Source organism: Ignavibacteria bacterium (assembly GCA_025612375.1).
Lineage (GTDB): Bacteria > Bacteroidota > Ignavibacteria > Ignavibacteriales > SURF-24 > JAAXKN01.
The window spans coordinates 220,218-234,733 of record JAAXKN010000003.1 but is presented as its reverse complement, the minus strand read 5'-3'; the positions used below and the strand labels follow the sequence as shown (position 1 = coordinate 234,733).

The window sequence follows — 14,516 nt, the reverse complement described above, 5'->3', positions numbered from 1 at the left end:
AATAATAATTTTAGGAAATTATGGCAGATACATCAGATTTCAGAAACGGTTTAATCATTAAATTTAAAAATGATCTTTATACCATCGTAGAGTTCCAGCACGTAAAACCGGGCAAAGGCGGAGCTTTCGTACGTACAACACTTAAAAACTTGAGAAACGGCAAAGTACTCGACAATACTTTCAGAGCCGGTGAATCGGTTGACGTGGTAAGAGTTGAAAGAAGAAAATACCAGTTCCTCTATAAGGAACCCGCCGGTCTGGTATGCATGGACAATGAGACCTATGAGCAGATAACAATCCCTACCAACCTTTTCGACGAAGGAGTCCGCTTCTTAAAGGAAAGCGAAGAAGTTGAAATACTTTTCAACGGAGATGACATTGTAACAGTTGAAATCCCTATATTTATTAACCTGAAGGTAATTGAAACCGAACCCGGCTTCAGGGGCGATACGGCTACAAACGCAAACAAACCGGCAAAGCTCGAAACCGGAGCAAGCATAAACGTGCCTTTATTCATTAACGAAGGTGATGTCCTCAGGGTTGATACAAGAACCGGTTCTTACGTTGAAAGAGTTAAACAATAAAAGTAAAGGGAATGATGGATTTAGAGGTCATTAAAAAACTTGTTAAACTGATTGACAGCAGCGGAATTACAGATTTCTCTGTTGAAGACGGAGAAACAAAAATTAAGATATCCAAAAGAATTTCCGGCGGCCAGATAATTGCACAACCTGTAATGCAGCCTGCGGCTGCAGTAATGCCTGCGCAGCCGGCACAAAGGCCTGAGAGCCCGGCGGCGGAAAATACGGCTGAAGCCGAGCCTTCTAATCAGCATGAAATCCGTTCCCCTATAGTGGGCACGTTCTACAGGGCTCCTACACCGGATGCCGAGGCGTTTGTAAAAGTAGGGGATACAGTTGCACCGGGTAAAGTTCTGTGCATAATTGAAGCCATGAAACTGATGAATGAAATTGAGTCTGATGTAAGCGGTAAAATTGTGAAAATCATGGTGGAAAATGGCAAGCCTGTTGAATACAACCAGCCTTTGTTCCTAATAGAGGTCTAAAGTCCATTACATGTTAATTTGAGGTTCAATTGTTCAAGAAGATTTTAATTGCTAACCGCGGTGAAATAGCGCTGCGTATAATTAGGACTTGTAAAGAACTCGGTATAAAAACAGTAGCTGTTTATTCAGAAGCTGACAGGGACTGCCTGCACGTAACCTTTGCCGACGAGGCCGTATGCATCGGTCCTGCTCTGGCAAAGGAAAGTTACCTTAATATTTCACGCATCATTTCCGCAGCCCAGGTTACCGGCGCCGACGCCATACATCCGGGATACGGATTTTTGGCCGAGAATGCGGACTTTTCAGAAATCTGCCAGGAAGTAAATATCAAGTTTATCGGCCCTTCGCCTGAGATGATCAAGGCCATGGGGGATAAGGCTTATGCAAAGGACACAATGAAAAAGGTCGGCGTGCCTGTTGTGCCAGGAAGCGACGGATTGGTTAAGACACTTGAGGAGGCGGGAGTAGTTGCCGCTCAGATCGGCTACCCAGTTATAATAAAAGCTACGGCAGGCGGAGGCGGCAAGGGTATGAGAATCGTCTACGACGAGACCTTACTTGAAAAAGCCTTTCAGACCGCCCGTGCTGAGGCCGGTAGCGCCTTCGGAAATGCAGAGGTCTATATTGAAAAATACGTCGAGAACCCGCGCCACGTCGAAATCCAGATCTTAGGCGACCAGTTTGGAAACGTTTACCATTATGGGGAACGCGACTGCTCGGTCCAGAGAAGGCATCAGAAGCTGATAGAAGAATCTCCTTCTCCTGCAGTTGATGAGGACGTTAGGCGTAAGATGGGCGAAGCTGCAATTAAAGGCGCCAGGGCTGTTAACTATGAAGGCGCAGGCACAATAGAGTTCCTTTTGGATAAGCACAAGAATTTCTATTTCATGGAGATGAATACCCGTATTCAGGTGGAACACCCTGTAACGGAAATGATAAACGGAGTCGACCTGATCCGCCAGCAGATAAGGGTGGCAGCAGGGCTGAGCGTCGATACACTTCCTAAAGGTGAACCCAACGGCCACAGCATCGAGTTCAGAATTAATGCCGAGGATCCTGAAAACGGCTTCAGGCCTTCACCGGGAAAAATAAGTTCACTTCATTTCCCGGGCGGATTCGGCGTCAGGGTGGATTCACACATTTATCAGGATTATGTCATCCCTCCAAATTACGATTCCCTCCTGGGAAAACTCATTGTCTGGGGAAAAGACAGGGAACATGCAATTGCAAGAGCCAAAAGGGCCCTGGAGGAGCTTACAATTGAGGGGGTCAGGACAACAATCGACTTCCACCTGAAGGTGTTGGAAGACGAAAGATTTTTAAGCGGTAAATTTGATACAAGCTTTATAGATAAATTTCTTACAAAATAATTTTAGAGGTTAATATGAACGTTCCGGAAAACTTAAAGTACACAAAAGACCATGAATGGATATCTGTAGAAGGTAATGTGGGAACTGTAGGAATTACAGATTACGCTCAGGGGGAATTGGGCGATGTTGTATTTGTTGACGTTGACCCCGGTATACAGGAAGTAACAAAGGGAGAATCTTTTGGTACAATTGAAGCAGTTAAAACTGTAAGCGATATGTATGCTCCCTGCTCGGGCAAAGTTGTCGAGCTCAATAAGAAACTTGCTGATGAGCCGCAGGTCGTTAATTCAGATCCCTACGGAGAGGGCTGGATGATAAAGATCGAGATCTCAGATAATGCAGACTTAAATGACCTTTTAAGCGCCGAAGATTACAAGCAGCTTATTGGACAGGCTCACTAAGAATTACATAGATGATGCAGACATTAAAAACAAAATCTGTCTAACAAACGGGTTTTGTTTTTATTATTTTAAATGGTAGGGATTTTCTAAAGCCCCGCGGGCTTAGTTTGAAGCCCTATGGGCTTTATTGTAAAGAAATTAAATATAGATTGCCAATTAAAGAAATTCTAAAGAATGAAAGAAGAAGAACTAATACTCATACTCGATTTCGGAAGCCAGTATACACAGCTTATTGCAAGGCGCATCCGCGAAAGCGGAGTGTATTCGGAAATACATCCTTATAGCTTAAGTCTGGAAAAAATAAAAGAGCTAAATCCAAAAGGGATTATCCTTTCAGGAGGCCCCTTAAGCGTTTACGACAATAATGCCCCTTATTTAGACGGGGAAATATTTAACTGGGGTATCCCGGTCTTAGGCATCTGCTACGGCCTTCAGCTACTGGGCAAAACGCTTGGCGGCAAGGTTGAACCTGCCGTAAGCAGGGAATATGGGAAAGCAAGGCTGAAGCTTTCCTCTGAAAGCAAACTCTTTGAAGGTGTCAGTGACAACTCTGTTGTCTGGATGAGCCATGGGGATTATCTGACAGGCCTGCCTGAGGATTTTAAGGTTACGGCCACCTCTGAAGACTCCCCCATATGCGCTATATCCGATGAGAAGAAAAATATATACGGCGTGCAGTTCCACCCCGAGGTTGCCCATTCCACCGAGGGCAAAAAGATACTGGACAATTTCCTTTTCAAAATCTGCGGACTTAAGGGTGAATGGACCCCAAAACATTTTATTGAATCGAGCATTAACGAGATTAAAAACCTCGTGGGACAGAAAAAAGCCATATGCGCCTTAAGCGGAGGAGTGGACTCATCTGTTGCCGCAATCCTGGTCAGCAGGGCGCTGGGTGAAAACCTCATATGCATACACGTCGATACGGGCCTCATGCGTAAAGATGAAAGCCGCCTGATTGTAGAGATGTTTCAGAATAACTACCAGCTTAAGCTCATTCACGTCGATGCCTCGGAAATTTTCCTCGAAAGGCTTAAGGGCGTAACTGACCCCGAGAAGAAAAGAAAAATCATCGGCAACACTTTTATAGAAATTTTTGAGCAGGAAGCTAAAAAGTTCCAGGATGCAGGATTCCTCGTGCAGGGCACATTGTACCCTGATGTAATTGAGTCCGTTGCCGTAGTCGGTTCTTCCGTAACGATCAAGACTCATCACAACGTGGGAGGACTGCCCGAGAAAATGAACCTGAAGCTCATTGAACCTTTCCGCAAGCTCTTTAAGGATGAGGTTAGGCAAATTGGGCGCGAGCTGGGGCTCCCTGAGAGCTTCATTGAACGTCACCCCTTCCCGGGGCCGGGCCTCGCCGTCAGGATACTGGGCGACATAACAGAAGAAAAGCTTGCTATTTTAAGGGAAGCTGACGATATTTTTATTAGTGAAATTAAAAAGGCCGGTTTATATAACAAGATCTGGCAGGCATTTGCAGTCCTGCTCCCCGTGCAGACAGTTGGAGTCATGGGCGACGCCCGTACATACGAAAACGTAGTTGCTCTTAGAGCTGTAACTTCCACCGACGGAATGACGGCAGACTGGTACCCATTTGAATCTGAATTCCTTGGCATTGCCTCAAATAAGATCATAAGGAACGTACGCGGCATAAACAGGGTCGTCTACGACATCAGTTCGAAGCCGCCTTCAACAATTGAGTGGGAATAAAGAGTGTTACACTTGGAATATAAATTAAAGAAAGCTTCCGACTATGAGGCTCAGGGAAAGTACCTGCATGCAATTCAGATTTATACTGAAATAATTGCCGAGGCCCCTGAGCATACTTTATCTTATATAAAACTGGCCAGCCTGTACGACAAGATGAGAAATTTTAATGCCTCGGTTAAACTCCTGAGGCATTATATAACTGAGGTTTCAGACGACAGCGAGATCAGGCTCTACCTGGGGCAGATGCTGATCAAATATTCAATGTGGGATGAGGCAATTGACGCTCTTTCTATTTTTAATCCCGATGAGCATCCGATACATTTCTTTTTCCTCGGTTACTCGAATTTTATGCTAAAGGAATTTGAAATAGCCAGGATTAATTTCCTTAACTACCTGGAGAAGAGCACCAGCACTGAATTTCATTTTGAAGCTTACATATACATGGCGAAAATTGAAATTGAGCTCGGGAATTTTGACGAGGCCCTGAAGTATGTAAAAAATGCCGAAGAGCTTTTCAGCAACAGCTGGGAAGTGCACCTCCTCTACGGCATTATATTCTATTCAAAAGGGATGCATTTCCATGCCGTTACCTCAATTGAAAAGGCCCTGAAGCTAAATAACAAGGAAATCTCTCTTCATGAGTGGGCAGGAAAGGCGTACCTGCAGCTGGGGGATTATCCATCGGCCGAAAAACACCTCTCAGAGTATGTTTCAAATGCCGATGCCAGCAGTGAGGCCTACACGTTTTTGGGGCTTGCCTGCCTGAATACGCAGAAGGTAAAAGATGCCGGGAGCTATTTTGAAATGGCCCTTAACCTCGATCCCAATAACCAGGTGGCTCTGGACGGCAAGAAAAAGTGCAAAACCTGAGTCCCGGGGGGGCTGAAACAGGACACAAAAATTTTTTAGAAATTGCTTAGATATTCTTTTTAGCACCTGAATACTTTTCCTTTATAAATAAAAGGACCTCCGGTATGCTGAAAGTAAAGGATCTGCCCTTGGATGACAGGCCGCGGGAAAAGCTCATTCTGCGCGGCCCTCAGAGCCTGAGCGATACGGAACTTCTTGCAATACTCCTCCGTGTGGGCACAAGGGGTAAGTCGGTAATCGAACTGGCCCAGGAACTCATAAGCAAGTATGCCAGCCTGGCCGTCCTGGCGTCGCTTTCCGTAGCCGCCCTTAAAAACGGGCACGGTATAGGCCAGGATAAAGCAGCCACGCTTGTGGCCGTTTTCGAGGTGAGCCGCCGCATAGCTTCACAAAGTAAACTCTCACGCAACAGGAAAATTACAGGTCCAAAGGACGTAGCCGACATATTTATCCCCATTCTGCGCGATGAACTGAAGGAACGCTTTATGGTTTTGTGCCTGAATTCCTCGAATAAGATCATAAAAGAAGAGGTAATATCAGTCGGAAACCTAAACTCCAGCATCGTGCACCCCAGAGAGGTATTTAAAGTTGCAATTGAGAACAATTCTGCTAACATTATATTAATGCACAACCACCCGAGCGGCAACGCTGAACCTAGCAATGAGGATATTTCGATTACAAAGCGCCTTGTTGAGGCTGGAAAACTGATGGATATACACGTTTTTGACCATATCATACTGGCGGGCAATTCTTATCTCAGCTTCACTGAGGAAAGGCTAATATAAACAAATTTTAATTCAAATAATTGAAAAATTAAAAGTTAAAATATACTTGACATAAACAACCATTTTTGATAATATATTATTAGTTCTTTCGGACTTTTTTTTAAAAATCAAAATATTAGGAGGAAGCATATGACCAAATCTAAAGGTCTCGTTGTGACTATGCTGCTGACCGCCGGGATGATTGGATTTGCGGGATGCAGTGGTGTAAGTGATGAAGAAATGGCACAGCTTGAGTCATTGAGGCAGGAAGTTAACACACTGAACTCTGATGTTACATCACTCAGAAGTGAAAGGACAAGACTCGAAAGAGAAATTGGCGAAAAGAACGCCAAATTAGAGCAGTGTGCAAGGGACAAAGAAGAAACCAAGAGTAACTTGGAAAAATTACCCAAGTAATTAAATAATGAATTTTATCGGAGGAAAATATATGAAAAAATTTAACTTGTTCCTGGGTGTTTTTGCCCTTTTGGTATTCCTTGCTTCAAGTGCTTTTGCTCAGGAAAAAATGAAGAAGGAAGACTGGGAAAATGAAATGAACCGTCTTAATGAACAGAAACAGTCACTTACAAAAGAACGCGACTCACTCCAGGGTGAAGTCAACAGACTTAAATCTACAAGCGTTCAGAGCTTTGACGACTGTATGAATGAACTTTATGCCTCAGTTGGCGCAACCAGAGGTGACGTCGAGAATTTTAGAAGAGCCGTCAGCGAATTAAACGGCAGAATCATGAGAAAAGAAAGCCCTAAGACTGACAGGCAGAGAGAACTCGATTCCTTAAAAGCTATGAGAATCAGCGCTTTACCTGAATTTTTTGACAAGGTTCACAACCAGATGCAGCGTTCTCTCGATGCATGGAATGACATTCCGGCTGAAAAGAACTACACTGTTGTAAGAGGCGATTGCCTGTGGAACATTGCAAAGAAAAAAGATGTTTATAGTAATGCTTTCGCATGGCCGAAAATCTATCAGGCAAACAGAGACCAGATCAAGAATCCTGACCTCATTTATCCAAAACAGGTATTCAAGATCCCGAATCTGACTGAAGATGAAAAAGCTCAGTATGAAAAGATGAGGAGAAATTATAAACCTGCTCCTCCGCAGCAGACCACAAAGGATCAGACTACAAAGTAATAAATCTTAATGTTTAACTTTGTACAAAGGTTTAGCCCTTTTCATTTTGCGATGAAGAGGGCTTTTTATATTTAAAGACTTGGATTGGAAGAAAAGGAAATGACTCAGATTGAAAAAATACTTACACTTGAAAATGTAGACATGCTCTCACTCCTCGGTATGAACGACAACAATATTAAACCGATTGAAGACAGGTTTAATACTTCCATTACCGTGCGCGGCGAAAATGTTTATATTAAGGGTGTCCCGGAGGAAATTGACGCTGTTGAGAAGATCTTTAAGGAGATGATCTATGTGCTTAATACCACTGGAAACCTCCGCCCTTCGGATGTAACTACAATTATGGAACTGACGCTCCAGGGCAAGGAAATTATCAGTGAAAAAGAATACGATACGATCGTTCTTTATTCTAAAAACGACGTCGTAAAGGCCAAGACTCCGACACAGATCAAGTACTTCCAGGCCGTTAAAAAGCAGGACATATGTTTTGCAATAGGCCCTGCCGGTACGGGAAAAACCTATCTGGCCGTTGCCTTTGCCGTTGCAGCCCTCAAAAAGGGGCTTGTCAACAAGATAGTCCTTGCACGCCCGGCTGTTGAGGCAGGCGAAAGCCTGGGCTTTCTGCCTGGTGACTTCAGAGAGAAAATTGATCCCTACCTCAGGCCTTTATATGACGCTCTGGACAACATGATGCCTTCGGACAAGCTTAAAAGCTACATTGAAAAAGGCGTCATTGAAATCGTTCCCCTGGCATATATGAGGGGAAGGACACTGAACAATGCCTTTGTTATTCTGGATGAGGCACAGAACTCCACCAGCATGCAGATGAAGATGTTCTTAACGCGCCTTGGGCCTAACTCCAAGGCCATAATAACTGGTGATATAACGCAGATAGACCTCCCTACAAAAACTGTAAGCGGCCTTGTGCAGATTCAGGACATTCTTAAAGACGTGGAAGGCGTTGGTTTTGTTTATTTTGATAAGGGTGACGTCGTGCGCCATAAACTTGTAAAAGACATTATTAACGCTTACGAGAAATTCCAGGCAGGAGGAGAGAAAGAGTCTTTTTAAGACTCTTTCTCCTAACTTACTTGCTACCGCTTTTCTTTCTTACTTTCTTCCCAGTATTTATCCATCTCTTCTAAATTGGCATCGGAGATCTGGCGCCCTGTTTCCCTGATCTTTTTCTGAACGTAATCAAAACGGCTTATGAACTTTTCATTCGTCCTTCTTAAGGCATTTTCAGGATTTACCCCAAGGAACCTTGAATAGTTTACCATAGAAAAGAAGACGTCTCCTATCTCTTTTTCAAGCTCGTCTTTATCGCCGCTTTTCTCGCTTTCATGCATCTCTTCAATTTCCTCTATTACCTTTTTCCATACGTCCTCTTTGTTCTGCCAGTCGAAGCCGACCTTGGAGGCTTTCTCCTGCAGGCGGTGCGCCCTCTGGAGTGAAGGGAGCATTTTAGGCACACCTTCAAGCACCGATTCGCGGCCTTCGGAAAGTTTTATTTTCTCCCAGTTACGCGTTACGTCGTTGGAGCCGTTGACTTCAGTCTCCCCGAAGACGTGCGGGTGACGCCTTATGAGCTTGTCGGTTATCCCCTGAACTACCTCCTCAAGCGAAAAAGTCTTGTTTTCTTCTGCTATAACTGAATGGAATACAACGTGCAGAAGCAGGTCGCCAAGTTCAATCTTAAGCTCACTGTAATCTTTGTGGTCTATCGATTCAACTACCTCGTAGGCTTCTTCAAGCGTATTTTCCTTGATTGAATCGTGCGTCTGCTCCATGTCCCAGGGGCATTCTTTTCTAAGTCTATGGACAATTTGTACAAATTCCGCAAATTTTTGGTCTGTCATTTTAAGTATAAACCTGTATTTAATTATTAGTATTAATATATAACCCCAAAACGTGTCTTTACGTTCAAAACCCCAGTGAGGCCTTAAGTTTTACAAGGCTTCCTTTAAGCCGAGCGCCTTCAGGTAGCCATAGTTTTTTGTGCAGTTTTCAAACCTGCAGCTATTAAGGAAACCTTCAAGTGCCTTACGCACCTCCTCAATGTTCGGTCTTTCCTTCCTCAGCTCCTCGTATGAAGCCCTCGGCTTTTCTGCAAATTTAATTACTGTGTCATAAAATTCCGGGCGGCTGAATGTAACCATGCACGTCGTGGCGTCCATTTTCTTGTAAGGCCAGAAAGCCCAGCTGATGTTGTTTTTCTCCAGGAGGCTTCTAAAGCTCATAATCCACTCATCCTTATTTTCTCCCGATTCACTCATCCAGAGGGGAACGTTGTACTTATTGCTGAAGTCCACATATTCCTGGATTACCGACTGTGTCGTGTCAGTCCAGTACTTGTGGAAGTTATAAGCCAGCTTTTTGTCGAAAGGCTGGCCGAAAGGCTTGAAGTTTGAGTCCCACTGTGCGCCTCCTAAGAAAATTATGTGGTTTTGGTCCACTTTCCTTACCGCCTCAGTAATTTTCTTGTAAAGCGGTTCAAGCCCCGGGTTCAGCTTTTCAGCATCAAAATAATGTGCAATCGGTTCATTTAAGAAATCGTAGCCTATAACAATATCTTCGCCGGCGTACTTTTCAGCTATCTTCCGCCAAATCTGCACCGTAAGCTCCTGGCTTTCAGGAGATTCAAAAAGCCATGGATAGCCGAAGCTGTTGTCTATGTTGTCCCCGGTCTGTCCTCCGGGAGCGCAGTGCATATCCAGAATGACATAGACATTAAGCTCCCTGCACCATGAGATAACCCTGTCCAAAAGCTCAAATCCACGCTTGTTAAACACGAGCGGATTTTCACTTTCTAAAAGGACTCTGTAGTCAAATGGCAATCGGATGGAATTAAGTCCCGAGTTTTTAATAAATTCAATATCCTTGCGCGTAATGTAATTATCCTGGTATTTCGTCCAGAATTTTTTTGCATCCTCCGGGCCCAGAAGCTGCGAGATCACTTCCTGTATCATCATCGGGGAGGTGGCGCTTTTGAACTTGAACATATAGCCTTCAGGAACAAGCCAGTTCCCAAGATTGATCCCTTTAAGGAAAAGAGGCTTGCCCTCAGGATCCAGATAATTCTTGCCTTTAATTGAAACAAACTTCCCGCTTTGGGCGTTTAATAAGCAGGTAAGTAAAGCTGATAAAATGAACGTTTTGAGAAGGAATTTCATTTTGACTTCCCCGTGAAATATTGTTTATGAAAATGATTGATCTCATTATGGACGTGGCCTAAAATAAGAATTCAGCCTTAGAGATTCCACAAGGCCGGTTAAAATTGTCAGGCGCATTTTTAAGCTTATTTATTCATGAGGGTTACATCTAAATTTGAGTATATAGGCTTTAATTACTATATTTTAGTGAATAAAATTCTGGAGAATACATTTGCGAATTCTTGTTAGTAATGATGACGGTATAGATTCCATCGGAATTCAGGTTCTGGCAAAATACCTCAGTGAAATTGCAGAGGTGACGGTTGTTGCGCCTCACAAAGAACAGAGCGCCGCAGGGCATTCAATTACAATGCAGGTCCCATTAAGAATATCACAATATTTCAAGAACGGTGATTTTTTCGGCTACGCTGTTGACGGTACGCCGGCAGACTGCGTTAAGATCGGCATCAGAAACATAATGAAAACCCCGCCCGACCTTGTTTTCTCGGGCATTAACCACGGTTCTAATACTGCCATAAATATTATTTACTCGGGCACCGTTTCAGCTGCCCGTGAAGCGGCCATAATGGACGTGCCTTCGGTAGCCATGTCGCTTACGAGCACTAAAGTTCAAAATTTTGACTTCGCTGGCAAAATTGCCCAGATCATGGCAAAGCTTGTCTTAAGCCGTGAGAACGACCTTCCCAAAGGCACACTCTTAAATGTAAACGTGCCCGACGTGCCACAGGAGGAGATCCAGGGGATACTACTTACAAAGCAGGGGAAAAGCAAGTGGGACGACCTTTATGAGGAAAGAAAAGACCCGTACGGAAGAAATTACTACTGGCTCAAAGGGGACCTGATTGAAGTGGACCAGGACCTGGATACCGATCAGGCGGCAGTTAGAAATAAATACGTTTCAGTTACACCGATTCATTTCGATCTGACTGACTATACAACTTTCGAGAAAATGAAAAATTGGGAGATTGAAAAACTTTTCTATGAAACGAACCTATAACATATTCCAGATTGATGCATTTACTGAAACCCCGTTTAAGGGTAACCCCGCAGCCGTAACCTTCGGCCCCGGGTTATCCGGCGAGGAAATGCAGCTTATTGCACGGGAGATGAACCTCTCAGAAACAGCTTTCATTACTTCTTCGGAAGCGGCCGATTACAAACTTCAGTGGTTTACGCCTAAGGTGGAAATTGAGCTTTGCGGGCACGCTACTATTGCCTCGCTTCACTACCTCTATGAACTGGGCAAAATTAACAACCGCCCCGGAATCACCTTTGAAACCATGTCGGGCATATTAAACTGCCCTGTGAAGGATGAAGCTTATTATATGCAGATCCCGATAATGGAGATGGAGGAGTTCGACGACTGCCGCGAAGAGGTTATTGAAGCCCTTGGAATTGACAGGAAATCTGTTCCCTCAAAGTACCCTTTCCAGCTCCTGCAGAACGGTTATCTTTACGTTTATTCCGAGAGCCTGAAGGCATTAAAGGAAATGACGCCGAACTTTGACTTTATTGCCGACTTGCAGAAAAAGTGCAGCTTTAAGGACATATGCCTTTATACGCTGGAGACCTACGATAAGGAATCCTTTGCTCACTCGAGGTTTTTTGCCCCATATCATGGAATAAATGAGGACCCGGTTACGGGCTCTGCTAACGGCCCGCTCATGCTTGTATTGAAGAAAATGGGTTTTATTCCCGATGACGGGGCGGACGTTACAAAGGTTTTTGAGCAGGGGGATATTATCGGTAGGTCAGGAAGAATAATTGTTTCCCATTCCCCAATAACAAATGATCTTTTTATCGGCGGCAATGCCGTTACGGTCCTTAAGGGGGAAATGACTCTTTAATGTTTGGCATCGATAAACTGACCATAAATTACGCCTTTAGTTCTGTTTATTTTTATCTGGGGTTAATTCTAATTGCGGCTTATACCTACTACACCTACAGATATACGGTTCCTCAGGTAAACAGCGCCTTCAGGTATGTGCTGATTATAATCAGGACGCTGGCGCTCCTGCTCGTCCTTTTTACAATTTTTGAACCTATATTAAACATTGCAAGAAGGAAGGAAATTGAGCCTGTCAGCCTCATCTTTGTGGATGACTCAAAGTCTATCAGGATTGATGACGGCACAAACAGGATGGGAAGTGTTGAAGGCTTCCTTTCCAGGATATCTTCAGGCGCCCTTAAAAGCAGCGCCGAGGTCTATTCTTTCGGAACAGGTGTAAATAAGGTTTCACTGGACAGCCTTAAGAGGATTAACTTTTCTGAAAGCACTACAAACTTCTCAAGGATTTTTAACAGCATCAAAACCGAAAACAGGAATATTGCTTCAATTGTCCTGATTAGCGACGGCGTCATTACAGACGGAAGCAACCCTGTTTTCCAGGCTGAAAAACTCGGCATTCCGGTATTTACCGTGGGAGTAGGCGACACTTCAAAAAGGAATAACCTAGATGTACGCAGAGTGCTCTTTAATGAATATGTATATGCAGAGACCCCGACAACGATAAACGTTACAATTGCCTCTGCGGGCTTTAAGGGGAGATCTGTTCCTCTTACGCTTTATGAAAATAACAGGCAGATTGCACAGCAAAGTGTAGCTCTTAGCGATAACGGGATGACAAGCGCAAACTTTTCCTACACACCCAAATCCCCCGGTGAAAAGAAGATGAATGTTTCTGTCGGAAAGCTTGACGGGGAATTTACATATGCCGATAATAACAAGCCTTTTTATCTTAACGTACTTAATAATAAAATAAACACGCTCATCATTGCAGGAAGCCCGTCGCCCGACCTTTCATTTGTCAAGAATTCACTCCTGGCAGATGAAAACCTGAAGGTTGCAACAATTACACAGGCAGGGCCGAACAAATTCCTGGAAAATGTAAACCAGACGAAGCTTATAGACAGCTCAGGCATTATTTTCCTGGTCGGCTTTCCTTCTCAGCAGACGCCGGACAGGCTGCTTAGTAAAGTCCTTCAGGAGATAAGGGACAAGGGTAAACCTTACTGCATCGTGCTTTCTGAAGGCATGGATTATAACAGGCTTAAGGTCCTTCAGCCCGAACTGCCCTTTACAATCGGCAGGATTGCTCCGGGCTACACAGAGGTACAGCCGCTTATTACAGCCACTGAAATGCAGAACCCTCTTCTTCAGAACAATGCCTCAAATACTATTGATACATGGAACAATCTGCCTCCTGTTTCAAGAAGCAATACCGAGCTCATTGCAAAGCCCGAGAGCAACGTGCTTGCAAGAATAAGAGTTAACAATGTGCCGTTAAACAACCCTCTTATTATTACAAGAAAACTTGGCAATAAGAAGTCGGTTGCCATACTGGCAAAGAATATCTGGAGATGGAAGCTGGAGACTTCAGAAAAGAGACTCGACGTTTTTGACCGCCTGATCTTAAGCGGTTCAAAATGGCTTAACACGCGTGAGGAGCAGAAACTGGTTTCAATTAAACCCACAAAGAAAATTTACTCTCTTGGCGAACCCGTTGAATTTACGGCACAGGTCTATAACGAGACACTGAACCCAATTGACGACGCCGAGGTTAAGGTGAGCGTAAAAAGCGACAAGAACGAGTCCGTCCTCAGCCTGAATGCCCTTGGAGGAGGCTTGTATGAAGGGAAGCTTGAAACAAATGAACCGGGCGATTATACCTTCTCCGGCACGGCTCAGCAGTCAGGGCGCCAGCTTGGAAAAGACGGCGGACGATTCTCGATCGGAGACGTTGAAGTCGAAATGATAAATCCCGGCATGGATAAGGACATGCTTCAGCTCCTCTCCCGCCAGACGGGGGGAAAGTTCTTCTACGCCAGGAACTACGACCAGCTCTTTAATACGTTAAATGAAATCAGCAAAAGCAAGGTTAAGGAAAAAGTCTCCAATAGCGAGATCATACTCTGGTCTAGTAAGTGGATGCTTATTGGTATTATACTCTTCTTTGCCACGGAGTGGTTCCTAAGGAAACGCTCAGGCATGCTATAAAGAAAC

At 44.2% G+C, this 14,516-nt stretch carries 15 protein-coding genes; 13 read left to right on the top strand and 2 right to left on the bottom strand.

Going from position 1 to position 14,516, the window contains the following annotated elements; genetic code table 11:
* Positions 1-20 precede the first annotated feature (20 nt).
* The 10 genes from efp (at position 21) to HF312_04130 (ending at position 8,411) form a co-directional block, all read left to right on the top strand.
* Complete coding sequence (gene efp / locus HF312_04175; protein MCU7519388.1) at positions 21-584, top strand: elongation factor P; 564 nt, start codon at positions 21-23, stop codon at positions 582-584.
* 14 nt (positions 585-598) lie between these two features.
* Entirely contained in the window at positions 599-1,066 is a 468-nt protein-coding gene (gene accB / locus HF312_04170) for an acetyl-CoA carboxylase biotin carboxyl carrier protein (protein ID MCU7519387.1), read from the top strand.
* Positions 1,067-1,095: 29 nt separating this feature from the next.
* On the top strand, positions 1,096-2,436 hold the full coding sequence (gene accC / locus HF312_04165; protein MCU7519386.1) for an acetyl-CoA carboxylase biotin carboxylase subunit: 1,341 nt from the start codon (positions 1,096-1,098) through the stop codon (positions 2,434-2,436).
* 14 nt (positions 2,437-2,450) lie between these two features.
* Positions 2,451-2,837 carry a glycine cleavage system protein GcvH gene (gene gcvH, locus HF312_04160; GenBank protein MCU7519385.1) on the top strand — a complete coding sequence of 129 codons (387 nt, stop codon included), beginning with the start codon at positions 2,451-2,453 and terminating at the stop codon, positions 2,835-2,837.
* Positions 2,838-3,011: 174 nt separating this feature from the next.
* On the top strand, positions 3,012-4,553 hold the full coding sequence (gene guaA / locus HF312_04155) for a glutamine-hydrolyzing GMP synthase (protein ID MCU7519384.1): 1,542 nt from the start codon (positions 3,012-3,014) through the stop codon (positions 4,551-4,553).
* A 12-nt stretch (positions 4,554-4,565) separates the two neighbouring features.
* The gene (locus tag HF312_04150; protein ID MCU7519383.1) at positions 4,566-5,423 is read left to right on the top strand and encodes a tetratricopeptide repeat protein; all 858 of its coding nucleotides are present in this window, start codon (positions 4,566-4,568) and stop codon (positions 5,421-5,423) included.
* Positions 5,424-5,527: 104 nt separating this feature from the next.
* Positions 5,528-6,208, top strand: a complete 681-nt coding sequence (gene radC / locus HF312_04145) for a DNA repair protein RadC (GenBank protein ID MCU7519382.1) — start codon at positions 5,528-5,530, stop codon at positions 6,206-6,208.
* Positions 6,209-6,337: 129 nt separating this feature from the next.
* Positions 6,338-6,604, top strand: a complete 267-nt coding sequence (locus HF312_04140) for a hypothetical protein (protein MCU7519381.1) — start codon at positions 6,338-6,340, stop codon at positions 6,602-6,604.
* A 31-nt stretch (positions 6,605-6,635) separates the two neighbouring features.
* On the top strand, positions 6,636-7,340 hold the full coding sequence (locus tag HF312_04135) for a LysM peptidoglycan-binding domain-containing protein (protein ID MCU7519380.1): 705 nt from the start codon (positions 6,636-6,638) through the stop codon (positions 7,338-7,340).
* 99 nt (positions 7,341-7,439) lie between these two features.
* On the top strand, positions 7,440-8,411 hold the full coding sequence (locus HF312_04130) for a PhoH family protein (GenBank protein MCU7519379.1): 972 nt from the start codon (positions 7,440-7,442) through the stop codon (positions 8,409-8,411).
* Positions 8,412-8,434: 23 nt separating this feature from the next.
* Here HF312_04130 and mazG read toward each other — a convergent pair whose 3' ends face one another.
* Together mazG and HF312_04120 are read right to left on the bottom strand one after the other, a co-directional pair.
* Positions 8,435-9,199, bottom strand: a complete 765-nt coding sequence (mazG, locus tag HF312_04125) for a nucleoside triphosphate pyrophosphohydrolase (protein ID MCU7519378.1) — start codon at positions 9,197-9,199, stop codon at positions 8,435-8,437.
* A gap of 90 nt (positions 9,200-9,289) precedes the next feature.
* A complete protein-coding gene (locus tag HF312_04120) occupies positions 9,290-10,513 on the bottom strand; it encodes a glycoside hydrolase family 5 protein (protein MCU7519377.1) in 1,224 nt (407 codons plus the stop codon).
* A 211-nt stretch (positions 10,514-10,724) separates the two neighbouring features.
* On the opposite strand from HF312_04120, the gene surE reads away from it, so the two are divergent.
* The 3 genes from surE to HF312_04105 are packed head-to-tail and all read left to right on the top strand — an operon-like array spanning position 10,725 to position 14,510.
* A complete protein-coding gene (surE, locus tag HF312_04115; protein MCU7519376.1) occupies positions 10,725-11,510 on the top strand; it encodes a 5'/3'-nucleotidase SurE in 786 nt (261 codons plus the stop codon).
* The gene (locus HF312_04110) at positions 11,494-12,360 is read left to right on the top strand and encodes a PhzF family phenazine biosynthesis protein (protein ID MCU7519375.1); all 867 of its coding nucleotides are present in this window, start codon (positions 11,494-11,496) and stop codon (positions 12,358-12,360) included. Before surE ends, HF312_04110 begins: the two co-directional genes overlap by 17 nt.
* A complete protein-coding gene (locus tag HF312_04105; protein ID MCU7519374.1) occupies positions 12,360-14,510 on the top strand; it encodes a VWA domain-containing protein in 2,151 nt (716 codons plus the stop codon). The genes HF312_04110 and HF312_04105 overlap by 1 nt, the downstream gene beginning before the upstream one ends.
* Positions 14,511-14,516: the final 6 nt, after the last annotated feature.

What these genes read in the sequence shown, in the direction of transcription:
- HF312_04110 (MCU7519375.1), top strand. Translation starts at nt 11,494, where the DNA reads ATGAAACGAACCTATAACATATTCCAGATTGATGCATTTACTGAAACC.
- HF312_04140 (MCU7519381.1), top strand. Translation starts at nt 6,338, where the DNA reads ATGACCAAATCTAAAGGTCTCGTTGTGACTATGCTGCTGACCGCCGGG.
- HF312_04135 (MCU7519380.1), top strand. Translation starts at nt 6,636, where the DNA reads ATGAAAAAATTTAACTTGTTCCTGGGTGTTTTTGCCCTTTTGGTATTC.
- gcvH (MCU7519385.1), top strand. Translation starts at nt 2,451, where the DNA reads ATGAACGTTCCGGAAAACTTAAAGTACACAAAAGACCATGAATGGATA.
- HF312_04105 (MCU7519374.1), top strand. Translation starts at nt 12,360, where the DNA reads ATGTTTGGCATCGATAAACTGACCATAAATTACGCCTTTAGTTCTGTT.
- HF312_04120 (MCU7519377.1), bottom strand. Translation starts at nt 10,513, where the DNA reads ATGAAATTCCTTCTCAAAACGTTCATTTTATCAGCTTTACTTACCTGC.
- accB (MCU7519387.1), top strand. Translation starts at nt 599, where the DNA reads ATGGATTTAGAGGTCATTAAAAAACTTGTTAAACTGATTGACAGCAGC.
- mazG (MCU7519378.1), bottom strand. Translation starts at nt 9,199, where the DNA reads ATGACAGACCAAAAATTTGCGGAATTTGTACAAATTGTCCATAGACTT.
- efp (MCU7519388.1), top strand. Translation starts at nt 21, where the DNA reads ATGGCAGATACATCAGATTTCAGAAACGGTTTAATCATTAAATTTAAA.
- HF312_04130 (MCU7519379.1), top strand. Translation starts at nt 7,440, where the DNA reads ATGACTCAGATTGAAAAAATACTTACACTTGAAAATGTAGACATGCTC.
- guaA (MCU7519384.1), top strand. Translation starts at nt 3,012, where the DNA reads ATGAAAGAAGAAGAACTAATACTCATACTCGATTTCGGAAGCCAGTAT.
- radC (MCU7519382.1), top strand. Translation starts at nt 5,528, where the DNA reads ATGCTGAAAGTAAAGGATCTGCCCTTGGATGACAGGCCGCGGGAAAAG.